A 25,350-nucleotide genomic window follows, 5' to 3' on the forward strand; every position below is an offset into this window, starting at 1 on the left:
CGTGGCAGAGCACCGGATCATCCTGCACATCGACATGAACGCGTTCTTCGCCTCGGTGGAGCAGCAGTCAAACCCAGCCCTGCGCGGCAAGCCGGTGGCGGTGATCGGCGCGGCCAAGCGCACCATCATCACCACCTGTTCCTACGAGGCGCGCGCCTATGGGGTGAAGACCGGGATGAACACCTGGGAGGCTCGGCAAAAGTGCCGGGAGCTGATCTTCGTGGTCGGCAACAACCGGAAGTACTCCTACACCTCAAAGCAGATCATCGGCATCATGCGGGAGTACACCCCGCTCGTCGAGGTGTTCTCCATCGACGAGGCGTTTCTTGACGTGACGGGGTGCCTCAGCCTCTTCGGTTCGCCGGAAAACATCGCGTGCCTCATCAAGGAGCGCATCCGGGAGCGTTTCGGCCTTACCTGCTCCGTCGGCATCGCCCCCAACAAGCTCCTCGCAAAGCTCGCCTCCGACATGCAGAAGCCGGACGGCCTCACCGTCATCGCACCGGAAGAGGTGGCGCGTGTCATGGAGCGGGTCCCGATCAAGGATCTCTGCGGCATTGGGGCGAAGACGCACCAGCAACTGACCAAGTTCGGCATCAAGACCTGCGGCGAGCTCGGGCGCTTTCCGATGGAGGTGCTCAGGAAGGCTTTCGGGGTGACCGGGGAGAAGCTGCACTACATGGGGCTCGGCGTCGACGATGCTCCGGTCGTCGCCGAAGAGGATGCCGAGGAGGTGAAAAGCGTCGGGCACAGCACGACCCTCGACACCGACATCACCGAGCGCGCCGAGATCCTTCTGTACCTTTTGCAGCTCTCCGAGATGGTTGGGAGAAGGGCGAGAAAGCACGGGGTTGCGGGGAAGACGGTGACCCTCACGGTGCGCTACGCGGACTTCACCACCTTTTCCAGGCAGGCAAGCCGTGCCGAGCCTACCAGCAACAGCGACGAGATCTACCGCGACGCGGTGCAGATCCTCGACCAGCTCGACCTGACCCAGCCTGTGCGGCTTTTAGGCGTCAGAATCACGAACCTCACCTACCACACCGAACAGCTGCCGCTTTTCGATACCGAGCGCAAAAAGGCGCTCGTAGCGAGCGCCATGGACCGCGTCAACAACCGGTACGGGGATTTTTCGGTCACCTTCGGGACCCTTTTAGGCAAGGAGTGCGGAGCGAAGGTGATCTCCCCCGCGTGGAAGCCGGAAGGGGTGCGTAACGTGGATGCGGATTGAGAAGAATGTGCCCATAAGCTCCGACAACCTTAGCTACTTACCCCCCTAGAACCCTGGTACGCCTGTGGGGATCTGGTCCCAGTAGGTCACCGAACCATTGTGCCACCGCACGATCTGCACCGTCTCGTCCTGAGAGATCACGACGGCGATCGCCTGGTGCAGCTTCTGGCAGATCCGGTAGGCGGCCCGGTGCCTCGTCCCTACCCCCTCGCTCAAAACCGGCTCGCACTGTTCCCCCTCGGTGTCGAGGGCATGCGACACCATGCCGACGCTGTCCAGATCCCCCGAGATAACCCCGCCGAAACCAAGCAACTCCTGACGCTTGGTGATGACGACCGCCCCGTCCACCGCCGAGAGTGCCGCGATGAAGTGCGCCACGTCGAAGATCGCCTCGTCCAGAAGCGCGATCGATTCGTTCTTGCTCGTCACGTACTCCTGCCACCCCACTTTCCGTTCGGGATGTTCCGGGTCGCCGTAGCTCTCGGCCAGGGTGTTCATGATGCGCAGGGTGAGGGAGAGGAAGCGCTGTCTGGAATCGAGCTCCAGGAACTGGTACTTAACCGTGAGATACTGGTTCTCCTGCATGATCTCATCGGCCAGTTCGGGGGGGAGGTAAACGAGCAGCCCCCCGTGGTTCGAGTTCCTGATCACGCTGATGATGCGCCTGAGTGCCTGCTGCCCTATGTTGCTGCCGAAGTCAGGGTCGAGCTCGGCCCAGGGTCGCTCGGCGCGCCTGCGCGCGCAGCGGTGCAGCGCGAAGGTCTCCTCGTTCAGGGCGGCGAGGCTCTTTCCGAACCAGCGGGAGTTGAAGACGTCGATGGACGGACAGTTGATCTGCCCGCCGTTTAAGGACGCGATGATTTCGTCACCGGCGCACACCGAGATCTGCCCCGGGCCGGTGACGTAGACCACGAGGCTCTGCGGCAAGGGGGGAGAGGTCTTCCGGCCGCCGTACACGGCGTGCATCCAGCGGGTTCCCGAGTGGAGCAGCCCCCAGATCTGGGCACCGTGCGCCGGGTCGATACAGATGCCGATGAGGGTCCGGTAGAAGTCTGCGGCCGGGGCCAAGCGATGCAGCTCGTATTCGTTGAAGGGACGGGTTCTCGAGAAGATGAGCCGGTGCATCCCCGTGGGGGGACCCTCGTGGGCGGCGAAGAGGTAGGAGTCCCGGATGATCAGGCGGAACATCACCGGGCGCTCCTCCTCGCGCAGAAGGCTCGCCTGGTAGCAGGTCGAGATCACCTGCTCGAGAACGTCGCGCTCGGGAAGCCGGAAGCCTCCCGGCTCGGCCTCGTGGCAGACCCGCGCCACGAAGGCGCGGTCCTGCCACCTCTCAAAGACGAAGGCGACGAGGTCCTTGGGATAGCAGTGCCCGGCGGCCGGGCTGTGGACTTGGCTCCGTTTCATATCACCACCTCGGCTACAGGCACCAGATCCGGATGCCGGCCGATGCCATCTGCCGGCCGTCGTAGATCCCTTTCACGTCGATCAACACCGGGTTTTCCACCATGAGGCTCGCGAACTTGGCCGGCGTCCAGTTGCGGTAGACGTCGTGCGCCACCGCCACGATGACCGCGACCGCCGGCTGCAGCCGCTCCGGCTCTTTCAAGCTGACGCCGTAGGCGCTCTTCGCCTCCTGCGGGTCCGCCATCGGGTCGCAGACCTGCACGTTCAGGCCGTAGTCCCAGAGCTCGCCCAGGATATCGACCACTTTCGAGTTCCTGAGGTCCGGGCAGTTCTCCTTGAAGGTGAGTCCGAGCACGGTGACGTAGGAGCCGAGCACGTGGTGCCCCGCCCGGATGATCTCCTTCACCGCGCGCTGCGCCACGAACTTTCCCATGCCGTCGTTGATGCGCCGTCCGGCTAAGATCACCTGCGGGATGTAGCCGATCTTCTCCGCCTTGTGGGTCAGGTAGTAGGGGTCGACCCCGATGCAGTGCCCACCGACGAGCCCGGGACGGAAGTTCAGGAAGTTCCACTTGCTCCCTGCCGCGGCAAGCACCTCACCGGTGTCGATCCCCATCCGATCGAAGATGAGGGCGAGTTCGTTCATGAGGGCGATGTTCAGGTCGCGCTGCGTGTTCTCGATCACCTTCGCCGCCTCGGCCACCTTGATGGAAGGTGCCCGGTGCACGCCTGGCGTTACCACCTCCGAGTAGACCTGCGCCACGATCTCGAGGGTGGCGGCGTCCTGCCCGGAGACGACTTTCAGTATGTTGGTGAAGGTGTGCTCGCGGTCCCCCGGATTGATCCGTTCCGGGCTGTACCCCACGGTAAAGTCCTCAGGGCTCTTGAGCCCCGATACCCGCTCAAGGATCGGAAGGCAGACTTCCTCGGTCACCCCCGGATATACCGTCGACTCGTAGACTACCACGTCCCCCTTCTTAAGCGCGCGCCCCACCGTCTCCGAGGCGCTGCACAAAAGCGAGAGATCCGGCTGTTTCGCCGGATCGACCGGGGTCGGGACCGCGACGACGTGGAAATCCGCCTGCTTGAGATCATCGATCCGGTCGGTGAAGACGATGTCGGTTTCGGTGAGATCCGCCCCCTCCACCTCACCTGTGCGATCCTTTCCGGAGCTCAGTTCCTCGATCCTTTTCGCGTCGATGTCAAACCCGATGGTACGCTGCACTTTTCCGAAGGCCACCGCAACCGGCAGCCCGACATAGCCCAGCCCCACCACCGAAACCTTGCGTCCATGTCCCATACAGCACCTCCCTTGCCGGCAACCGGTTTGCCGGCTTTCGCGACTGCTGCTCCTGCAGAATTCATCCCGCCGTGCGTACCGCCCCGAGCGGGTCGGCCGCAAAACTTTAGGCGATTCTAAGTCATATAGGCCAAAACTCCAGAGATAGAAGGCAAAAAATTGGCATTAAACCATTTATCCCGCCATGAAGTCGGACATCCCGGGCACGAGACTGAGCTCAGCCACCCCGAAACGGATCGCAACGACACTGACTTCGGAGGCGAGCCTGCGAAGCTTTACATGGTGCCGCGATTTTGCTAAGATGCCCCGCGTTTCTCTTCCCCCAAAAGGTTCCCAAATGTCTGAAATAACACCCATGATGCGGCAGTTCCTCGAGATCAAGGCTGAACATCCCGACGCGATTCTCTTTTTCAGATGCGGCGACTTCTACGAGATGTTCCTCGATGACGCGGTGAAAGCCTCCCGCATACTCGGTATCACCCTCACCTCGCGCGGCAAAAACGCTGACGGATCCGAAGTCCCGCTTTGCGGCGTCCCCTATCACTCCTGCGCCCCGTACATCGCGAAGTTGGTCGAGGCGGGCGAAAAGGTGGCCATCTGCGAGCAGGCCGAAGACCCGAAACTCGCCAAGGGGATCGTCAAGCGCGAGGTGGTGCGGGTAGTCACCCCCGGCCTCGTCGTCGAGGACGCCTCGCTCTCCCCGAAGGAAAACAACTACCTCTTGGCCCTTTGCTGCGACGGCGAGTGCTACGGCCTTTCCTACCTGGACCTCTCCACCGGTGAATTCCGGGTCACCGAACTCGCCGGGCTGCAGGCAGCACTCGCCGAGGTGGCGTGCATCGCGCCGCGCGAGATCATCCTCCCCGCCACCTTCCGCGAAGAGCCGAAGGCGAAGGATGTGGCGCATCTGAAAAACGACCGCAGCCTCACCTACTTCGAGGAATGGGTCTACGACGCCGATTACTGCAAGCGCCTGATCGGCAACCAGTTCAAGGGCGCCACCGCCGAGACGCTCGGGTGCGAGGGGCTCCCCACTGCCCTCCTCGCCGCCGGAGCGATCCTGCACTACCTGGTCGACACCCAGAAGGGGAACGCGCCGCACGTGACCGGGATAACCCCGTATAGCGAGAGCCAGCACCTCCTCCTGGACGAGTCCACGAGGCGCAACCTTGAGTTGACCGCCACCATCTCCGAGGGGAAACGCAAGGGGTCCCTGCTGGGGCTCATGGACCGGACCGTGACCGCGATGGGGGGGAGAAAACTCAAGCAGTGGATCAACTACCCCCTGATGGACCTCGCGAAGATCCGCCTGCGTCAGGACGCGGTGCAGGAACTGATCGAGGCCCCCGGGGTGCGTGCAGAGCTGAAAAACCTCCTCTCCGGGGTCTACGACCTCGAGCGGCTGAACGGGCGCATAAGCCTCGCCTCCGCCTCGGCCAAGGATATCGCTGCCCTCAATTCATCGCTCTCGAGGCTTCCCGCCATCAAGGAGAAACTCGCCGAATGCGCCGCGCCGTATCTAAAAGAGCTTGACGCAGGCATCGACCCACTCACCGAGATCTGCGACCTGATCACCCGCGCCATCGTCGAGGATCCTCCTTTCGTGCTGCGCGATGGGGGCATCATCGCAGACGGCTACAACGGCGAGCTCGACGAGCTGCGCGCCATAAGCCGCGAGGGGAAAGGGTTCATCGCCCGCCTCGAGGCCCAGGAGAAGGCGCGCACCGGGATCACCTCGCTGAAGATCCGCTACAACAAGGTGTTCGGCTACTACATAGAGGTAACGAAGGCGAACGTCTCGTCCATCCCCGAGGACTACATCAGGAGACAGACCCTCGCCAACGCCGAGCGCTACATCACCCCGGAGCTAAAGGAGTACGAGGAGAAGGTGTTGGGCGCCGAGGACCGGATCAAGGACCTCGAGTTCACCCTGTTCCAGGAAGTGCGCGAGGCCGCTGCGGCCCAGGGTGAGCGGATCGCCAGGAGCGCGGACCGCCTCGCCTGCCTGGACGTCCTCGCCTCGATCGCCGAGCTCGCCCACGACAAGGGGTACTGCCGTCCGGAGGTGCACGAGGGGACCGAGCTCTCCATCACCGAGGGGAGGCACCCCGTCATCGAGGACCTCTACGCCGCCGAGCGCTTCGTTCCGAACGACACGCTCCTCGACAACGGCGAGAACCAGCTGATCATCATCACCGGCCCGAACATGGCGGGTAAATCGACCTTCATGCGCCAGGTGGCCCTCATCACCCTGATGGCGCAGATGGGGAGCTTCGTTCCCGCCGAGCGGGCGCGCATCCCGCTCGTGGACAGGATCTTCACCCGCGTCGGCGCCTCGGACAACCTGGCCCGCGGGCACTCGACCTTCATGGTGGAGATGATGGAGAGCGCCGCCATCTTGCGGGGAGCCACGGCGAAGAGCCTCGTGATCCTGGACGAGATCGGCCGGGGCACCTCCACCTTCGACGGCGTCTCCATCGCGTGGGCCGTCGCCGAATTCCTGCACGACAACAAGGCGCACGCGGCGAAGACGCTCTTTGCCACCCACTACCATGAGTTGACCGAACTCGCCGTCACGCGCTCCGGCATAAAGAACTTCAACATCGCGGTCCGCGAGTGGAACGAACGCATCATCTTCTTGAGAAAGATCGTTCCGGGCGGCGCCTCGCACTCCTACGGCATCCAGGTCGCTCGCCTGGCCGGGCTGCCGCAGGCGGTGATCGACCGGGCCAAGGAGATCCTTCTCAACCTGGAAAAGGGGGAGTACGGCGAGGGGGGAGTTCCGCGCCTGGCGCGCGGCAAGAAGGCCCCCACCCCGTCCCCGCAACTCTCGCTTTTCGATGCCGGCGAGGATCTCATCAGGGAGAGGCTGAAAGAGGTGGAAGTGGCGCTCTTAACACCGCTCGAGGCGCTCAACCTCGTGGATGAGCTGAAAAGGATGATGTGAAATGAAACGCAGGGAGTTCGTTAAATACCTCGGGCTGGTCCCCCCCTACTATCGCTGGCTCGCCTGCCGTGCCCTCGCCGCCCAGGGGGGGATGCTCCTCACGCCCTGGCTTGCAGAGGCGGCCGGCACGACGCCGCTCGCCGGCCTCGTGCCGGTGACAGAACTCAGGCACTGGTCCACCCCGGACTACACCCGCGTCTCCATAGCCGCCGACAGGGAGGTGGCCTTCGAGCATCACAAGCTTCCCGGCCGGCTCTACCTGGACCTGCCGGGCACTCACCTAAACACCGGGGTGAAAGATCTCTCCGTAGGTGACGGCCTTTTAAAAAGCGTCCGCATCGCCCAGTTCGCCCCCTCCACGGTCAGGGTCGTCCTCGATCTGGACAGCATCAAGGAATACAAGGTCTTCACCTTCTCGGATCCCTACCGCATCATCATCGACATCAAGGGAGACCGCAGGCAGGAGATCTCGGCGTCGCGGGAGGTGATCGAGAACGCCCCGGCCGAACCGAAACAGGCCGACAAGCTCGCCCAGCCCGAGAAGCCGCAAAAGGCAAAGGAGCCCAAAAGGTTCAAGCCGGGTAGGATCAGGAGGATCGTGGTCGACCCGGGGCACGGCGGGCACGACCCCGGCGCGGTCAGCCCTTCGGGCACGAGGGAGAAGGACATCGTGCTGCAGATCGGCCTGGACCTGGCCCGTAAGATCCGCGAGGAGCTCGGCATCGATGTCGTGATGACCCGCTCCACCGACGTCTTCATCGAGCTGCAGGAGAGAACCGCGATCGCCAACAAGGTGGGAGCCGATCTTTTCGTCTCCATCCACGCGAACGCCTCGCTGAACCACGGCGCCAACGGCATCGAGACCTACTATCTGAACCTCGCCAAGACTGAGAAGGTGGCGCAGTTGGCCGCGAAGGAGAACGGCACGAGCCTTGAGAAAGTGAGCACGCTGCAGGCAGTCCTTTTCGACCTGATGGCGAACTACAAGCTGAACGACTCCGCGCATCTCGCGGAGGAGGTACAGAAGGCCCTGCACAAAAAGGCGCTCTCGGCGTACCCGACGGTGAAGAACCTCGGGGTGAAGCAGGGCCCCTTCTACGTACTCGTGGGTGCTACCATGCCGAGCATCCTTGTAGAGACCGCGTTTTTGAGCAACGAGCGGGACGAACAGAAGCTCAAGGACCCGCACTACCAGGATGTGACCGCCGACGGCATCCTTGCCGGTATCAAGGGGTACATCACCGCACTGAACAAGGCACCCGCCTGAGAGAAGAAGACACACTCCAAACGCAAAAAGGCCGGCTTTTAAGCCGGCCTTTTCCATTTTTCATCCCCTACCAGTTTTACTGTCCGGCAGCCACCGTGGAGCCGACCACCTCGACGCCGAAGTCCGCCGCCTCTTTGGGGACGTTGGCGAGGGCGACGACGAAGCCGATGGACTGGTCCGGTTTCACCCCCAGGTTCGAGAGGGAGTCGCCGAACTGGTTGTTCATGATCGATTCGAGCTTCACTACGGGAAGCGTACTCAGCTGTTCGTCGGAGAGCCGGTTCCCGCAGTAGGCTGTCTTTTGCAGCAGCACCCTGCCCGCCTTGTCGAAGATGCTCACCTTCACCTGGATCGAGGCGCGCGCCTTGCGGAAGGAGTTCACCGCCTCGCCGGTTACTACGAAGAGTTCACCGGCCTCCTTGTTCTGGTGGAAGGAGGCGAGAGGGTTCTTGATGGTGATGCGCCCCTCTTCCGGGACCTCCATGCCGAACCACTTGGCGACGAAGCCTATGCCGAGCTTGTCGAGCTTTTTAAGCGCATCCGGCCCGCTTTGCAGCACGTAAAGCCCGGCGCCGGTGAGGGCGAGCACCACTATCATGCAGATGGTCACGACGGCGATGGTGAGCACCGAGCGCCCCTTGCGCCTCGAGGATATGGAGAGAGGCGGAAGCTCGTCGTCAAAAGCCTCATCGGGAACCGAAGCGGCAAACGATTTATCCCCGAAGCTGAAATCAAGGGACGAGGACTTGGCGGCCGTTTTGGCGGCCTCGTCTTCGGTCGCCGCGGCACCTGCCGGCGCCACGGGTTCAGCAGGTGTCCCCTCCCCGGCAGAAGCCTCCTCGGATTTCGCTCCGAAAGAGAACCCGCCCAAGGAAAACTCACCGGCTGCGGCAGTAGGAGGTGCCGGCTCGGCGACCGCGGGCTGCTGCGGCGCGGGCACCTCTTCTTCAGCCGCGAAGGACTCAAAGCCTGCGGACGAAGGTCCGGCGGGCTCTTGCGCCTCGGCTGCTGCCTGCTCTTCGAAGGAGAAATCGCCAAAGTCGAACGATTCCCCGGCCGGGGCTTCCTTCACGGCGGGAGCCGCCGGTTCATCAAAGGAAAACTCACCGAGATCCGGCGCAGCGCCGACCGGAGGAGTCTCCTCCTTGGCAGCGGCAGGCGTCTCGTCGAAAGAGAACTCGCCGAAATCAAAATCATCGGTCGCGGTAGCGGGGGCGGGAGCGGGCTCTTCCTTCGCCGCAGCGGGCGCCTCATCAAAGGAGAGTTCGCCGAAATCGATCGCTTCGCCCGCAGCCTCCGGGGCCTTTTCCGCAGGTGCCGCAGGGGTCTCGTCAAAGGAGAATTCGCCGAAGTCGACCGAAGCGGACGTTTCCGCGGGAACTGCCTCCTCTTTCACCGCTGCGGGGTTCTCCTCGAAGGAAAACTCACCGAAATCAACCGACGTCGATGCCGCCTCAGGAGCAGGGTGCTCTTTCACCGCCGCAGGCGTCTCGTCGAAAGAGAGTTCACCGAAGTCGAGCCCGCCGGTTGCAGCGGCGGGAGCCGGCTCCGTCTTCGGTGCGGCGGGCGTTTCGTCGAAGGATAACTCCCCGAAATCCAGATCCGCTGCAGCAGGAGCCTTCGGGGCAGCAGCCACCGGTTCCGCGCTGAACTCGAACTCGTCAAAAGATGGCTCGGCAGCGCCGGCTGCAGGCTCTTCCTTGCCGGCAGGAACCCCGGTCTCGATGTTTATGGAGCCAAAATCGAGGCCACCTTCCTCTTCGGCGGCTTTGGGAGCCTCGGTTTCGACTTCGGACTCGGTCTGCGGCGCGGCAGCGGAGGCTTCAGCCTCAGCCTCGCCTTGGCCCGGCGCCGGAGCGCCCAACCCCGAGAGCAAGGCATCGAAGTCCGATTCTTCCGGCTTTTGTTCCGCTCCGGCAACGAAGACGTGTCGGCACTTGGAACAACGTACCTTCACGCCCCCCGGCTTAAGCTTAGAGTCGTCCAGCCTGAACTTTGTATTGCATTGGTCGCATTGGAGTATCATCGACCCTCCGAACTTGGTGGCACAGCGTCACATTAATTTTTCCAACGGTTTCCTATAACAGAAGCAAATTATAGTGTCAATCATTCTGGTCGCTCCAGCACCTTTGTGGTATATATCTCCGATGTGCTAAATCCCTCAAATGATGAAGAGGTACCACATGAAATTGCGCCGCATCCTTTACGCCCTTCTTATTAATCTCCTCACCGTCACGATGGCCTGGGCTGCACCGGAAGTGATCGTCGACCAAGGCAGCTTCAATTTCGGCAGCGTTGCCCAGGGAAGAAAGGTACAGCATACCTTTAAAGTCAGAAACGGCGGCGATGCGCCGTTGCAGATAAAGAAGCTGGAGGCGTCCTGCGGCTGCACCGCCGTGAAGCCGTCCACCACCGTCGTCCCCCCCGGCAAGAGTGCCACCATCGAAGTAACCTTCGATTCAACCTCGTTTTCCGGAAAAGTGGTCAAGACGGTTACCCTCACCAGCAACGCCGGGAAGAGTCCGAGCTACACCTTCAGCATGGAAGGGACGGTGACCGAAGAACTGCAGGTGGTCCCGCGCCAGTTGAGCCTCGGTCCGGTGAGCAGCAGCTTCGCCACCAAAGGTGTACTGAAAGTCACCAACAACGGGACAGGTAAGGTAAAGCTTCTCGCCGTGAATGTCACGTCCTCATCGCTGCAGATCAAGCCGGTGATCAGGAAGGGAGAATTGAATCCCGGAGAGACCGGGACGATAGAAGTTTCGGCACAGGCGAAACCGGAAGCGAAGGTGCTGAGCGGCTACCTGCACATAGTGACCAGCAGCGCGCAGAAAAAAGAGATCACCGTCCCGGTGTACGGAACGATGACCAAATGATTTTAAACTTTCACCTTGAGTTGGTCCCAGAAATAGTGTAGTAAATAGATCTTTCCCGGGCGGGTAGCTCAGCTGGATAGAGTACTGGCCTCCGAAGCCAGGGGTCACGGGTTCGAATCCCGTCTCGCCCACCATTTTTAAAAACACATCCCTGTGAACAAAAGGCCCTGAGCGATCAGGGCCTTTTTGTTTTTCAACGATGCACTCCTGATACGGAGTTTGCCTTACGGAATCATCGCTCCGAACTCCTTTTCGACCTCTTTCGGGGCATGGAGCAACCCTTTGCGCACATCCAGTGACATCGCATCCGGGAAGATGTACTCTTCGTCTTTCGCGATGCCGTCCAGGATCATCTTGGCAACCTGAGACGGAGTCGCTTTTTCCATCTCCTGCCCGGCGGTCATCCTGGTGTCGACCGGGCCGGGATACACCCCGTAGACCTTGACGCCGCGCGGCGCCAACTCGGCGCGCACCCCCTGCAGCAGCGAGTGACCGGCCGCCTTGGAGGCTGAGTAGGTTCCGTTCACGGGGAGGTTCACGAGACCGAGGATGGAGCAGACGTTCGCTATCGCCCCGCCGCGTGCGGCCAGTACCGGCGCGAAGGCACGGCACATGGAAAGGGTGCCGAGGTAGTTGACCTTGATCTCCTGGCGGGCGCAATCGAGCCCGTCCGGGTCGAGCAGGCTCTTGCAATGGTTGACCCCGGCGTTGTTGATGACGAGATCGACATCCTGGCATTGCGCCGCCGCCGTTGCCACGCTCGTCTCATGGGTCACGTCGATCCTCAGCGCGACCACGCGCCCCGGGTCGAATTTCGCCATTTCGGCTACCGCCTGGATATTGCGGGCCGCCGCATATACTTTGGCCGCTCCACGTTCCAATAACTCCTGCACCAGTGCCCACCCTATGCCGCCGTTGGCGCCGGTGACCAAAACTACCTTGCCTGCCAAGTCCATTTTCTTCTCCTCTTCAGTCTTACTGTTTTTCTGCCCACAGCAGCCGGTGCGGATGCATTTGCACGTCCCCTGCATGACCGGCTGATCCTACCTCTGCGTGTGCTACGTCCTTCATCACCGCCCCATCTTCCAAGACAGCGTAAAGGGCGCGTGCCGCACGGCTTAACAGCTGCCCGGCATTTTCAGGTTGAGGGGCCAGGACGGCTATCGCCATCAGCGCCTCCCTTATGATCCGTTCCGATGTCGGGGCAAGATCCTCTCTCTCCAGTTTTTCACGCAGCGAGATGATGCACGCGGCCATGCCGAGCGCGGTCACCCCGCCCTCGACGGTTCTTAAATGCTCCGGGTCGTGCCGCGCGGCCATGTCCACCAAACGGATCACCCTGTGGTGCAGCCTCTCGCGCGTTCGGGCCATGACCTGCGGCGACCCGTCCTGCGCCATGCGCACGAGGTCGCGGGAAACGGCCGCGAGAATGGACCGCATGCGCAGACGAGGGTTGATCGGAACCAGCAAGGTATAGGAGATCCATGCGGTTCCCACACCCGCCACCATGGCTACGGCGCCGATGGCCAGGTCGATATTGGCGACGTGAACCGCTACCCCCGGCTGAACCACGAAAAGGAAGAAGAGGGTTGCGTCGGTCGCGGCCAGCACCGTTTTCCGGTACTGCATGGCGATGAAACCGAGCAGCACAAACGGGGCGACGACGGCGATGGTCAGGTACGGGTCAACCACACCCGGGAGCAGGAATATCCTGCAGAGAACCGCGGCCGCGGAGCCGATCGCCGCACCGACGAAGATGTTGCCGACGAAGTGGGCGGGATGGTCCTTGTTCGAGAATACGGTGGTCATGATGGAAAGGGCCATCAGCATGAGCGGTCCCTTGCTCCAGCCGGTGGCGCTCCAGGTAAAGCCGACGGCCGCGATGACGAGGCCCGAGCGGAAGGCCGCCCTACCCGCTTCAACCCAGTCCCGGTGCCGAATGAGCCGATGCTGCGGCTCGCTTTCCTGATCGTAGGCAACCGCCTCGACTCCGGAAAGGACGTCTTCCAGTGCAGCCACCAGTCCGTGCAGCGTCTCTCCCAGAAGCGGCAGGTGGGAGCGCGCTTCGGAGGAGAGAGCGGCTAGTTCGGTGGAAAAAGCCGCTCCTTCGGAAGATTCGAACGTCGCCGCAGCTTCGTTCAAACGCCGCGCCAGGAGCTCACGCCACTGCGCGTGCCTGCCGTCCTCGTCTTTGTGACGCTCAAGGTGTTCCGCGGAAAGGCGCCCGACCGAGAGCAGGGATAAAAGCGCGGCGATCAGGCTCTTTACCTGCCGCTTCCTTCTTCTGAAGCCGGGAGCTGCCGCCCCCGCCGCATCCAAAAGCACCTCCAGGTCGGCCAACTCGAGGAGCAACGCATGCTCAAGTCTCGCAACCTCCTCCGTGCGTCCGTGACGGATGAGCGAGGCCAGCCAGGACATGGCGTCCGAGACCGCCTCCCGGAGGCGCCGCTCTAACTCCTCTCGCTGCGAAGGCGGCGTGAAGAAGGCGGTTACCGCCGTGGAGACGATGATGCCTACGACGATGCAGGCGATCCGGCCGAAGGCGATCTCATTCATCCGTGAAGGGTTCATGAAGCCGCTCATCACGATGACGGCGCAGGTGCAGGCCGCCATGAGAAAGGCGTAGGAGCGCAGACCGTGTAAGAGATTCCCGATGCCGACGCAACCTGCGAGCCAGAAGACGAGGGCTAAGGTGAGCATGGACGGGGATACGGTGTGCCGGAGGAGAAATAGAGCGGCCAGCGAGCCGAAGACGGTGCCGACCAGGCGGTAGAAGCTCTTCTCGAAAAGAAGGCCTCGGGTCGGCTGGATGACGATCAGTGCTGTCATAGCGGCCCAGTAGGGATTCTCGATCCCCAGGAACTGGGCGACGCCAAGTGCCGTAAGCGCGGATAACGTTCCGCGCAGGGCGACGATGAGTTTCAAGCGGTGGTGCGAGTTCATCCTTTAAGTCTCGAGCGGGTTTCCTGCAGCCTCTTCTCCAGTCGCTCCACGAAGTAGCTCATCTGCTCGATCTCCGTGTCATCGAACGCACTGAGGAGGTCATGCTCGAGGGCCGACACCTTGCCGGTGATCTCGGTGACCATCGCCCGCCCTTGCGGTGAGAGCGTGAGCAGTTTCGCCCGGCGGTCGCTCGCGTCTTCGACGCGCTCGATAAAACCTTTCGCGATCAACTGGTCCAGTATGCGTGTGAGAGAGGGGCCTTCAATGCCGAGGGAGGCCGCAAGGTCCTTCTGCTTGATGCCGTCACCCAGATGGTGCAGGTGCAGCAATGGGCGCCATGCCGCGTCGGTTAGCCCCAGGGACTGGAAGGCCGAGTCCAGCATCTGCCGCCAACGCCTCGTCAGGAACCCCATGCGGTAGAGGAGGCTTTGCTTGTCGATTTTTTTTGTGAGGAGAGTCATAGAAAATAGATAGCATGCGAACTATTATTTAGCTATCTATTTTTTTCGAATCGGATCTTTCGTGGAGGAAGTTGAAACAGCGAAAACTGCAATCGGCACAAAATCAGGCAGTTAACATTGCGTCCGGTTCATATAATTCCGCAACGCGGTGCCAACACAGAAAATTCAGAATTCTCCATCGCGGGGGGGGGAGAGATTGCAACGGGGGGAGACCTCTGGCGGGTGAAAAGTCTGCAGTATCAGGGACTTCGTAAGGAGGGAAGGCATGAAAGGATGGCGAAGCATTGCCTGCTTCAGCCATCCCCTTTCCTATTGTTTCTTCAGGGCCCCGCGCACTTCCGGGTGGAGCTTATCGAGGCAGCTCTGGCAGATGCCGTGGGAGAAATCGACCCCGACGTATGTGTTGAAGTACTCCTCAACGCTATGCCAGTAGTCCTGATCGTCGCGGATCTTCTTGCAGTGCATGCAGATCGGAATGATGTTCTTCAGCATGGTGAACTCACTGATGTCTTCCAGCATAAGAAGAACCAGCTTCTCGCCGTTCAGCTCAACGGGACTGGTCGTTATCAGCAGCTCCAGCTCCTTTTTGGAGTCTCCGACCTGGATCTCGAACTTCGTCCGGCTCTTGGAAACCGTCTGGCCGCCGAAGCTCAGCTCAACCGAATTTCTGACCACGCAGCTCTTGCAGATCGGCGCCCTGCCGCATCCTTCCGGCACGTCGTGGGAATGCAGGCAGTGAAAAACCTCTCCTCCGCGCTTGTTGAAGATCGCATCTTTGTCGAGACCGAAGGTCGTCGCCGCAGTCTTGTTCAGGTCGCGTATCCGCACATCATTGTCCACCACAAAAATTATGAGCGGTATTGAGTTCAGCACTGACAGACAGCAGGCGTTTACATTTTCCATGGCTTCTCCTTTGCCTGAAGCCTGAGGCTCCTCTACGGCATGCCCATTCCGGGCCCATGGATATCGCATGTAACCCACCCTATGTCAATGATTTACAGCATCCTCGGCCACCAGAGCCATTTCCCGCCTCTCCTTCGCAAGGCCGCGGACAGGAAGGCGCGAAAAACACCGTCCCCTAGGACATGGCCGGTGCAGCGACAAAATACGATGGCCCGGCTTCCACTGTCTTCTCTAACTCAAGGTAATTATTGTCCCGCTGTCCAGTTCGGAAGCGGCTCACAACGAGTTTTAGGAGCGGAAGTCCCGCGTACCACTTCATGGCCACCCCTTTTCTTCCCGTTCCAAACGCGCCGCTCAAAGGCCGCTTTCTCATAGCAACTCCAACCGTCTCCGCCCTGTCGGGGCCATCGCAGGCTCAGCCTTGACTGAAGATGGGAAACTCTTGTGGCATGCCGCGCAGCAGACTTCCTTCTCACTCACTCTCACCCACGGCGTCACGTTCTTCGTGTCGCACCAGTCGCAGTACCAGATGTAACGATCACCTACCGGCATAAGATCCATGTGTTCTCTCCCTCTCTCTTCTCATTTTTGAAAGAAAAGGATAGCGCCGGTATGTTGCAGCGGTGTTGCAGTCGCGTTAATTCGATCAGAAGATTTCGCTCGCTCAGTCATCGCCACCAGGCAAAGTCCCCACACCCTTCTGGCCGGGCGCTGACAGTAGCGCAGGCAATCCGGTTTTAACGCTCTCTTAATGCCTTCGGGACCCATTTTGACGCCATCTTAAGGCTCCGAAGACTATCTTTGACAGTGCGGTAAACTGAAAGGTGGAGAGAGATAATGAATAACTACGGATGGATGCAAATCATCTTCTTTTTCGTGGTACTCCTGGCGGCGGTCAACCCGTTCGGGAGTTACCTGGCCCGCGTGTTCCGTGGCGAGCGGACCTTCCTGTCGCCGCTGCTCGTCCCGTGCGAAAACCTCCTGTACCGGGTGTGCGGCGTGGACAGAAACGAGGAGATGCCCTGGCGGCGTTACGCGCTGTCGCTGGTCCTTTTCAACCTGGCAGGGGGCGTAGCACTCTTAGCCATCCTGCTTTTGCAGGGCGTGCTCCCCTTCAACCCGCAAAAGCTCACCTCCTTTCCCTGGCACCTCGCACTGAACACTGCGGTGAGTTTCATGACCAACACCAACTGGCAGGCTTACTCGGGTGAGACATCGGCGAGCTACTTCACCCAGATGTTCGGCTTCACGGTGCACAACTTCCTCTCGGCCGCGACCGGGATCGCGGTGGCCATCGCCACGATACGCGGTTTCGTAAGGCACCGCTCCGATCTCATCGGCAACTTCCACGTCGATCTCACCCGGTCCATCCTCTACGTGCTCCTCCCGGTCTCGCTGCTCGTGGCGCCCCTCCTGGTTTCCCAAGGGGTGATCCAGAACCTGAGCCCTTACAAAAAGGTGCCCCTGGTCCAGCCGCTCACCTACGAAAAGGCGAAGCTGGACGGCGGCGGCAACGCGGTGCGTGACGCGCGGGGTAACGCAGTCACCGAGCGGATTACCGTGCGGGAGGTGACGGTACCGATGGGTCCGGTGGCCTCGCAGGAGGCGATCAAGGAGCTCGGGACCAACGGAGGCGGCTTCTTCAACGCCAACTCGGCCCACCCCTACGAGAACCCCACCCCTCTCACCAACCTGATCGAGGCCTTCCTTATCCTCCTGATCGGCGCCTCGCTCACCTACACCTTCGGGGAGATGACCGGGAACACGCGCCAGGGGTGGGCCATCCTGGCGGTGATGCTCGCCCTGCTGGTCCTGGCCGTCGGGATCAACTACGGAGCCGAGTCCGCCGGGAACCCGCTTGTCGCGAAGCTCGGCGTGCACCAGGTGAACCTGGAGGGTAAGGAAACGCGCTTCGGTATGGCGGGAAGTGCCCTTTTCACCAGCGCCACCACCGGCACCTCCTGCGGCGCGGTAAACGCCATGCACGACTCGATGACACCGCTTGGCGGCATGGTCCCCCTGTCGCTCATCCTCCTCTCCGAGGTGGTGGTCGGCGGCGTGGGAACCGGGCTTTACACCATGATCGCCTTCGTGGTGATCGCGGTGTTCGTGGCCGGGCTCATGATCGGGCGCACGCCGGAGTTTCTCGGCAAGAAGATCGAGGTGCGCGAGATGTGGATGTCCATCGTGACGGTGATGACCTCCGGCGTCCTGGTGCTCTTCTTCACGACCCTCGCCCTTTGGACCCCTCAAGCGATCGCCTCCATGGCGAACCCCGGCGCCCACGGCCTTTCCGAGATCCTTTACGCCTTCGCCTCCATGTCCAACAACAACGGCAGCGCCTTCGCAGGTCTCTCCGCGAACACCCTCTTCTACAACCTGACCGGCTCCCTCGCCATGTTCGTCGGTCGCTTCGCTCCCATCGTCGCCTCGCTCGCCATGGCGGGGTCGCTCGCCGGGAAGAAGTACGTCCCGCCGAGCCTCGGGACGCTCCCGACGGACAAGGTCCCCTTCGCCCTGTGGCTCTCCCTGGTCATCCTCGTCGTCGGCGCGCTCACCTTCTTCCCCGCTTTGAGCCTTGGGCCCATCGTCGAGCACGTGACCATGCTGGGAGGGAAATAACCATGTCCAAACACGCACCGACACCTGTTTCCATGTTCGCCCCCAATATCCTCAGACCCGCGTTCGTCGAGGCCTTCAGAAAGCTCGATCCCCGCATGCTCTGGCGCAACCCGGTCATGCTGAGCGTCGAGGTGGCGAGCCTTATAACCCTCTGCACCTTCGCCCTGTCCCTCGCGGGCAAAAACGGCGAGCCTCCCTTTTTCACCGGCCTCGTCTCGCTCTTTCTCTGGCTCACCGTGATCTTCTCGACCTTCGCCGAGTCCCTGGCCGAGGGGCGCGGCAAGGCGCGCGCAGCGAGCCTACGCAAAAGCCGCACCGAGGTGACGGCAAAAAGGCTCAGGCGCCCTGAACTGGACGCACCCTACGACGCGGTCCCGGCAGAACAGCTAAGAAAGGACGACTACATCCTGGTCGAGGCGCACGATATGATCGCCGGCGACGGGGACGTTGTCGCCGGAGCGGCCCTTGTGAACGAGGCGGCGGTGACCGGAGAATCGGCCCCGGTGGTGCGCGAATCCGGCGGTGATCGAAGTGCCGTCACCGGCGGGACCGAGGTGATCGCAAACAGCATCGTGGTGCGCATCACCGCGAACCCGGGGGAGACCTTCCTCGACCGGATGATCTCGCTCATCGAGGGGGCAAAAAGAAGGAAGACGCCGAACGAGATCGCGCTCGAGGTGCTCCTCATCGCGCTCACCCTGGTCTTTTTCCTGGTCTGCGTGAACATCCGCCCGCTGTCGCTCTACAGCGCGGGTGCCGCGGGGCATGGCGCGCCGGTCTCCCTCACCGTACTCGTCGCCCTCTTCGTCTGCCTGGCCCCCACCACCATCGCCGCCCTCCTCCCCGCGATCGGCATCGCCGGGATGGACCGGCTCTTCCAGAAGAACGTCATCGCCCTCTCCGGGCGCGCCATCGAGGCGGCCGGGGACGTGAGCGTGCTCCTGCTCGACAAGACCGGCACCATCACCCTCGGCAACCGCGAAGCGGTGGAATTCGTCCCGGTCGGCGGTCACACGGAAACGGAGGTGGCGCAGGCGGCACTCATGGCGTCGCTTTCCGACGAGACCCCGGAGGGGCGCAGCATCGTCGCCCTCGCCCGGGAGAAACACGGCCTTGGTGCCGAGCTTCCGGCCGACGCAAGGAGCGTCCCCTTCTCGGCCGAGACCCGTCTTTCGGGGCTGGACACGGCGGGGGTGAAGTACAGAAAGGGCGCTTCCGACTCGACGGTCGCCTTCGTTACGAGCCTCGGTGCGCCAAACGTTCCGGCCGACCTTCCCGTCATCGTGGACCGCATCGCCCGTGCCGGGGCGACGCCGCTCGTGGTGTCGCGCGACGCCGACGTGATCGGGGTGATCAACCTGAAGGACATCATCAAGGGGGGGATCCAGGAGCGCTTCCAGCAACTGCGCAGCATGGGGATCAAGACGGTAATGATCACCGGGGACAACCAGTTGACCGCGGCCGCCATCGCTGCCGAGGCCCAGGTGGACGATTTCCTCGCCCAGGCCAAACCCGAAGACAAGCTCCGCCTGATAAGAGAGCACCAGGAGGCCGGGTTCATGGTGGCGATGACCGGAGACGGCACCAACGACGCGCCTGCCCTCGCACAGGCGGACGTGGCGGTTGCGATGAACACCGGGACCCAGCCCGCGCGCGAGGCGGCCAACATCATCGACCTCGACTCGAACCCGACGAAGCTCCTGGACATCGTCGAGGTGGGGAAGCAGATCCTGATGACCCGCGGCAACCTGACCACCTTCTCGATCTCCAACGACGTCGCCAAGTACTTCGCCATCATCCCCGCGATGCTCCTCTCCATCTACCCGCAGCTGGGTGTGCTGAACGTGATGCGGCTCGGCAGTCCGCTCTCCGCGATCCTCTCGGCGGTTATCTTCAACGCCCTGATCATCCCGTTCCTCGTGCCGCTCGCACTCAAGGGGACGAAGTTTCGCCCCATGCCCGCCGAGAGGCTCCTGATACGCAACCTGCTCGTTTTCGGCGTCGGAGGGGTCGTCGCCCCCTTCGTCGGCATCAAGCTGATCGACATCCTGGTCGGCATGATGCTATAGGAGAACCGACATGAAAGACATGCGCCCGACGCTTATGCTGTTCATCGCCTTCACCCTGCTTTTGGGTGGCGCCTACCCGCTCGTCGTAACCGGCATCGCCCAGCTCGCCTTCCCGAGCCAGGCAAGCGGCAGCTTCATTGCCGATGCCGGTGGAGTCAGCGTCGGTTCCCGGCTGATCGGCCAGCCCTTCACCGGGGCGAAATACTTCTGGCCCCGTCCCTCGGCCACCGACGGTTTTCCCTACAACCCGATGGCCTCGGGGGGCTCCAACGCGGGCCCCACTAACCCGGACTACCTGAGAACGGTGGCGCAAAGGGTGCGGGCCTTAAGGGAAAGCGGCGTGACTCGGACGCTGCCTGCCGAGCTGGTGCAGGCGTCCGCGAGCGGTCTCGACCCGGAAATCTCGCCGCAGGGGGCCGCCATCCAGGCGGAACGGGTGGCGCGGGCGCGTGGGATGAAGGCGGTCGACCTGGAACGCCTGATCGCCAAGCACACGCGGGGGCGGCAGCTCGGCTTCATAGGGGAGCCGCGGGTGAACGTGCTGGAGTTGAACCTGGCCCTTGACGCGATGAAATAGGAGCCTCGATGCGAGACGACGAGACATCAAGACCGTCACCGGAGACGCTGCTCAAGGTGGCGCAGGCCGAGGAGGCCCAGGCCGCGAAGGGGAAGCTGAAGATCTTCCTCGGTTACGCCGCCGGGGTCGGCAAGACCTACGCCATGCTGCAGGCCGCGCACGAGCGCCTTCACGACGGCCGGGACGTGGTGGTAGGGTACGTGGAATCCCACGGCCGCAGCGAGACGGACCTCCTGCTCGAGGGGCTCGAGGTGGTCCCCCGGGCACAGGTCGAGTACCTCAGCGTCGCCCTTCCCGAGCTCGACCTCGACGCGGTGCTCGCGCGCAGGCCGCAGCTCGTCCTCGTCGACGAGCTCGCCCACACCAACGCCCCCGGAAGCCGTCACCCGAAAAGGTGGCAGGACGTGGAGGAGATCCTTTCCGCCGGAATCGACGTCTACACCACGGTCAACATCCAGCATTTCGAGAGCCTGAGGGACGTGGTGGCGCAGATCACCGGGGTCGTCGTCAGGGAAAACGTCCCCGACTCGATCCTCGACCAGGCCGTGGAGATCCGGCTGGTGGACATCCCCCCCGAGGACCTTCTGCAGCGCCTCAAGGAGGGGAAGGTCTACATCCCGGAAAAGGCGGCGCACGCAGCGGAGAACTTCTTCAAGCCCGGGAACCTGATGGCGCTGCGCGAGCTATCCATGCGCCGCGCCGCCGCCCGCGTGGACGACCAGGTGCGCGCCTACATGGAGTCCCGCTCCATCGCCGGGCCCTGGCCGGTGGCGGAGCGTCTCCTCGTCTGCGTGAGCGGCAGCCCTTTCAGCGAGACCCTGATCCGCACCACGAGGCGCCTCGCCGACGACCTTAAGTCCACCTGGCACACGGTCTACGTCGAGACACCGGGCGGCGGAAAGCAGATCCAGGAGAACCGGGAGCGGGTCTGGAAGGACCTGCGCCTGGCCGAGAGCCTGGGAGCCCAGGTGACGAGCCTCACCGGCGCCTCCGTTCCCGAGGCCCTCATAGACTACGCGCGCAAAAACCACGTCACCAAGATCGTGGTGGGTAAACCGACCAAACCGAGGTGGCAGGAGTTTCTCCGTCCCCCCCTCGTGGACCAGGTGATCCGCCTTTCCGGCAGCATCGACGTCTACGTGGTGAGCATCGCACCGGCCGAGGCGGCGACGAAGGAGGGGGTGCTGCACGCGGCGAAAAAACGTCCACCGCTGTCCGGTTACCTGAAGAGCCTTTTGCTCGTGCTGGCCGCCTCGCTTTTGTGCCAGCCCGTCCACGCCTTCCTCGCGCCGACGAACCTCGTGATGATCTATCTCCTCGCCGTGGTGCTGGCGGCGCTGCGGTTAGGGCGCAAGGAGGCGACCTGCACCGCGTTTCTGAGCGTCCTCGCCTACGATTTCTTCTTCGTCCCCCCGAGGTTCACCTTCGCGGTCTCCGACACCCAGTACCTGATCACCTTCCTCGCGCTCTTCGTTGTCGGCGTAGTCATCAGTACCCTGGTCTCGCAGACGCGCGAGCGGGCCGAGGCGATACGCCAACGTGAGGCGCAGACGGCCACCCTTTACTATCTAAGCCGCGACCTTGCGGCGGTCTCCGGCCTCGAAGCGATCCTCGACGCACTGGTGAGGAACATCGAGGAGAACCTGCAGGCGCAGGTGGTCGTGCTTCTCTCCGAAGGGGAGCGTCTCGAGGTGCAGGCCGCGAGCGGCGGTTTCACCCTGGGCGCCAAGGAGGCCGCCGTCGCGGATTGGGCCTTCAGGAACCGTGCAGCCGCCGGTCGGGGGACGGAGACGCTTGGTTCCGCGAAGCTCCTTTACCTCCCCTTGCAGACAAGCGGCGACGTCCTCGGCGTCATCGGCATCCGGTTTCGCGAGGAGCGCGAGTTCACCTCGCCCGAGTGCCGCCGGCTGGTGCAGGCCTACGCCGCCCAAGCTGCGCTCGCCGTGGAACGGGCTCAGTTCGCAAGACAGGCGGAACAGGCTCAGATCCTGAAGGCCCGCGAGAGCCTCGAGCGTGCGCTTTTGAACTCGGTCTCGCACGACCTGCGCACCCCGCTCGTCACCATCACCGGCGCGCTCGGCGCCCTGCGCGAGAAGGATGTGGCACTGGCGTCCGAGGCGAAGAGCGACCTCTTGGAGGCTGCGTGGGAGGAGGCGGGGCGGCTGAACCGTTTCGTCGGGAACCTCCTGGACATGACGCGGCTTGAGTCCGGCGCCCTGAAGGTGAAAGAGTCCCCCACCGACGTCCAGGACCTGGTCGGGTGCGCCCTGGCGGTGCTGGAGCCGCATCTGGGGCGGCGCAGCGTGCACATCGCGGTCCCCTCGGGGCTCCCCCCGGTGCGGATGGACATGGTGCTCATGACCCAGGTGCTGGTGAACCTATTGGACAACGCGCTCAAGTATTCTCCCCCTACAAGTCCGGTCGAAGTGTCAGCCGACATCGCGGGGGACTGGCTCACACTGGAGGTGTCCGACCGGGGTCGCGGCGTTCCCGCTGGGGATCTCTCCCACATCTTCGACAAGTTTTACCGGGTGCCGGTACCGGAAGGCGCGGGAGGGACCGGGCTCGGGCTCTCCATCTGCCGGGGCATCGTCGAGGCCCACGGGGGCACCATCGAGGCGCACAACCGCTCCGGCGGCGGCCTGCGCGTCTCGGTCTCGCTTCCCGCGAGCTGAAAAGGAAGGTAAAAACATGCAAAAGTTGAAAACAGATAGCGGCCGCCCCCGCATCCTCGTGGTCGACGACGAGGCGGCCATCCTGCGTTTCCTGAAGAGCGCCCTGCCCTGCGAGGAGTACTCGCTGCACTTCGCAGAAAACGGGCATGCGGCACTCGCCGCCGCCGCTGCGGCGCGTCCCGACCTCATCCTGCTCGATCTCGGGCTTCCCGACCTGGACGGTGTGGAGGTGATCAGGCGTATCCGCGAATGGTCACCGCTTCCCATCATCGTGTTATCGGTGCGCGACCGCGAGGACGACAAGGTAGCCGCGCTCGACGCGGGCGCCGATGACTACCTGGTGAAGCCGTTCGGGGTGGCGGAGCTGCAGGCGAGGATCAGGGTGGTGCTGCGCCGCTCGCTGCAGCAGGCCCCCGAGCCGGTCTATCGCTTCGACGAGCTGGAGATCGATCTGCAGCGCAGAAAGGTGACGCGCGGCGGGACCGAGATCCAGCTCACCCCCACCGAGTACGACCTGCTGCGCCTGCTGGCGAACCACGCGGGGCTGGTGCTCACCCACGGCCAGATCCTGAAGCAGGTATGGGGGAACGCCTATGCCGACCAGCAGAACGTGCTCAGGGTGACCATGAGCAACCTGCGCCAGAAGATAGAGCCCGTCCCCTCCCGCCCCCGCTACATCATCACCGAACTCGGCGTCGGCTACCGGCTGAAGTCGGCGTAAACGCCCTCCGTCGGTCGCCACGCCGCAAGTCTCACCAAAACTTTCACGCCTTCGTAACACAACCACAAGAATTCTCACTTATGCTGCGACCATCTCTAAGGAGGAGGCCACATGCAGCGAAGCCGTGCCAGGCTGGCCGACATAAGCAGGGGTGCCGTCGGCGCCCCACCGCACCTTCCGGTGCAGAGGGTGCTCGCACTGTTTCAAAAGGATCCGGATCTGCTGAGTGTCGTCATCGAGGAAGAGGGGGACTTCCTGGGGTGCGTGAACCGCAAGGAGCTCCTGACCCTGTTGAGCCGCCCCTTCGCCATGGAGCTATACGCAAAGAAGCCGGTGCTCACCCTCATGCAGGACCTGAAGGGAAAACGGATCGTACTCCCGCCCGAGCTCGACGTGGACGAGGCCGCGGTGCAGCTCCTCTCGCTTGACCCCACCCTGCAGACCGACGCGTTGGCCCTGGTGGATGACAGGCGCTGTCGCGGCATCGTATCGGTTTCCGACCTGATGATGACGGTGGCGGAGCGGCAAAAGGAGCTGCTGGGGGCGCTGGACTGCCTGAGTTCCCGCCTGCGAGAGGAGGTCACCCTCGGCATGAAGATCCAGCAGGACCTTCTCCCCCCGCCCGACTATCGCTTCGGCAGCCTGACGGTCGGGGCCGGCATAGCCACCTGTTCCGAGATCGGCGGTGACTTCTTCGACTATTTCAGTGCGGGCGACAACATCCTCGGCATGGTAATCGCGGACGTAAGCGGCCACGGCGTGCAGGCGGGCATGGTCACCACCGCCGCCAAGGCAAGTCTCCACACCCTGGTATCACTCGGCGTCACCACCCCCTCCGGGCTTCTGACCGGTATGAACAGGGCCATTCTTGCCACGGCGCGTCGCACCCTCCTGATGACATGCCTGATCGCCTGCGTCGACCTCGGCCGGGGTGTGATCACCTTTGCCAACGCCGGACACAACTACCCGCTTCTGCTGCGTCGCGAGGCGGCGCACGCCGAGCTGCTGGAGACGGACTCCGGGTTCCCGCTGGGGTTCGACCGCGAGGCCTGCTACCCGGAAACGAGCAGCGCTTTCGCACCCGGAGACCTTCTATTTCTTTACACGGACGGACTCGTGGAGAGCGCTGGGCCCGGGGGTGAGGAGTTCGGTTACGGGCGGCTGGAAGAGCTGCTGGTCCGCGGCAGGGAACTTCCCGTGGGGCGGATGCACGACTACCTCATGAGCGCCATGGCGGGCTTTACCGGGAGCGGAGTGTTGGAGGACGACGTCACCACCTTGACCGTACGGTTCGACGGGTAACAAACCGTTCAACGTCCCCTCTCCCACCGGGAGAGGGAACCAGGACACT

At 62.8% G+C, this 25,350-nt stretch carries 17 protein-coding genes and 1 tRNA gene; 11 read left to right on the top strand and 7 right to left on the bottom strand.

What is annotated here, in order from left to right; genetic code table 11:
• Position 1: 1 nt before the first annotated feature.
• Positions 2-1,231: a DNA polymerase IV gene (gene dinB / locus E4633_RS11480; protein WP_135870369.1), complete on the top strand. Its 1,230-nt coding sequence runs from the start codon at positions 2-4 to the stop codon at positions 1,229-1,231.
• Positions 1,232-1,276: 45 nt separating this feature from the next.
• Here the strand turns inward: dinB and E4633_RS11485 are convergent, their stop codons facing one another.
• Positions 1,277-2,638, bottom strand: a complete 1,362-nt coding sequence (locus E4633_RS11485) for a putative sensor domain DACNV-containing protein (RefSeq protein WP_135870370.1) — start codon at positions 2,636-2,638, stop codon at positions 1,277-1,279.
• Positions 2,639-2,651: 13 nt separating this feature from the next.
• Positions 2,652-3,938 carry a nucleotide sugar dehydrogenase gene (locus E4633_RS11490; RefSeq protein ID WP_135870371.1) on the bottom strand — a complete coding sequence of 429 codons (1,287 nt, stop codon included), beginning with the start codon at positions 3,936-3,938 and terminating at the stop codon, positions 2,652-2,654.
• A gap of 337 nt (positions 3,939-4,275) precedes the next feature.
• Between E4633_RS11490 and mutS the strand changes: the two genes are divergently transcribed.
• Together mutS and E4633_RS11500 are read left to right on the top strand one after the other, a co-directional pair.
• Positions 4,276-6,885, top strand: a complete 2,610-nt coding sequence (gene mutS, locus E4633_RS11495) for a DNA mismatch repair protein MutS (protein ID WP_135870372.1) — start codon at positions 4,276-4,278, stop codon at positions 6,883-6,885.
• Between the two features lies 1 nt (position 6,886).
• A complete protein-coding gene (locus E4633_RS11500; protein ID WP_135870373.1) occupies positions 6,887-8,152 on the top strand; it encodes an N-acetylmuramoyl-L-alanine amidase in 1,266 nt (421 codons plus the stop codon).
• 76 nt (positions 8,153-8,228) lie between these two features.
• On the opposite strand, the gene E4633_RS11505 is transcribed toward E4633_RS11500, so the two are convergent.
• Positions 8,229-10,178, bottom strand: a complete 1,950-nt coding sequence (locus E4633_RS11505) for a DUF3426 domain-containing protein (protein ID WP_135870374.1) — start codon at positions 10,176-10,178, stop codon at positions 8,229-8,231.
• A gap of 157 nt (positions 10,179-10,335) precedes the next feature.
• On the opposite strand from E4633_RS11505, the gene E4633_RS11510 reads away from it, so the two are divergent.
• Both E4633_RS11510 and E4633_RS11515 read left to right on the top strand, forming a co-directional pair.
• A complete protein-coding gene (locus tag E4633_RS11510) occupies positions 10,336-11,028 on the top strand; it encodes a DUF1573 domain-containing protein (protein WP_135870375.1) in 693 nt (230 codons plus the stop codon).
• A gap of 57 nt (positions 11,029-11,085) precedes the next feature.
• A tRNA-Arg gene (locus tag E4633_RS11515) sits at positions 11,086-11,162 on the top strand.
• A 90-nt stretch (positions 11,163-11,252) separates the two neighbouring features.
• On the opposite strand, the gene E4633_RS11520 is transcribed toward E4633_RS11515, so the two are convergent.
• The 4 genes from E4633_RS11520 to E4633_RS11535 form a co-directional block, all read right to left on the bottom strand.
• Positions 11,253-11,984: an SDR family oxidoreductase gene (locus E4633_RS11520; RefSeq protein ID WP_135870376.1), complete on the bottom strand. Its 732-nt coding sequence runs from the start codon at positions 11,982-11,984 to the stop codon at positions 11,253-11,255.
• Between the two features lie 19 nt (positions 11,985-12,003).
• On the bottom strand, positions 12,004-13,971 hold the full coding sequence (locus E4633_RS11525; protein ID WP_135870377.1) for an FUSC family protein: 1,968 nt from the start codon (positions 13,969-13,971) through the stop codon (positions 12,004-12,006).
• Entirely contained in the window at positions 13,968-14,432 is a 465-nt protein-coding gene (locus tag E4633_RS11530) for a MarR family winged helix-turn-helix transcriptional regulator (protein ID WP_135870378.1), read from the bottom strand. Before E4633_RS11530 ends, E4633_RS11525 begins: the two co-directional genes overlap by 4 nt.
• A 309-nt stretch (positions 14,433-14,741) precedes the next feature.
• Entirely contained in the window at positions 14,742-15,335 is a 594-nt protein-coding gene (locus tag E4633_RS11535) for a PAS domain-containing protein (protein ID WP_162604982.1), read from the bottom strand.
• An 837-nt stretch (positions 15,336-16,172) separates the two neighbouring features.
• Here E4633_RS11535 and kdpA point away from each other — a divergent pair.
• The 6 genes from kdpA to E4633_RS11570 all read left to right on the top strand — a co-directional run bounded on the left by kdpA (position 16,173) and on the right by E4633_RS11570 (position 25,301).
• The gene (gene kdpA / locus E4633_RS11545) at positions 16,173-17,957 is read left to right on the top strand and encodes a potassium-transporting ATPase subunit KdpA (protein ID WP_135870381.1); all 1,785 of its coding nucleotides are present in this window, start codon (positions 16,173-16,175) and stop codon (positions 17,955-17,957) included.
• Positions 17,958-17,959: 2 nt separating this feature from the next.
• Positions 17,960-20,026 carry a potassium-transporting ATPase subunit KdpB gene (gene kdpB / locus E4633_RS11550; RefSeq protein WP_135870382.1) on the top strand — a complete coding sequence of 689 codons (2,067 nt, stop codon included), beginning with the start codon at positions 17,960-17,962 and terminating at the stop codon, positions 20,024-20,026.
• 10 nt (positions 20,027-20,036) lie between these two features.
• Positions 20,037-20,603 (top strand): potassium-transporting ATPase subunit KdpC, encoded by a 567-nt coding sequence (gene kdpC / locus E4633_RS11555; RefSeq protein ID WP_135870383.1) that lies wholly within the window; start codon positions 20,037-20,039, stop codon positions 20,601-20,603.
• Positions 20,604-20,611: 8 nt separating this feature from the next.
• Positions 20,612-23,278 (top strand): sensor histidine kinase, encoded by a 2,667-nt coding sequence (locus E4633_RS11560; protein ID WP_135870384.1) that lies wholly within the window; start codon positions 20,612-20,614, stop codon positions 23,276-23,278.
• 16 nt (positions 23,279-23,294) lie between these two features.
• Positions 23,295-23,999, top strand: coding sequence for a response regulator (locus E4633_RS11565; RefSeq protein ID WP_135870385.1), 705 nt, complete (start codon positions 23,295-23,297; stop codon positions 23,997-23,999).
• Positions 24,000-24,110: 111 nt separating this feature from the next.
• Positions 24,111-25,301, top strand: coding sequence for a PP2C family protein-serine/threonine phosphatase (locus E4633_RS11570; protein WP_135870386.1), 1,191 nt, complete (start codon positions 24,111-24,113; stop codon positions 25,299-25,301).
• Positions 25,302-25,350: the final 49 nt, after the last annotated feature.

This window comes from Geomonas terrae (assembly GCF_004791675.1).
GTDB classification, from domain to species: Bacteria; Desulfobacterota; Desulfuromonadia; order Geobacterales; family Geobacteraceae; genus Geomonas; species Geomonas edaphica.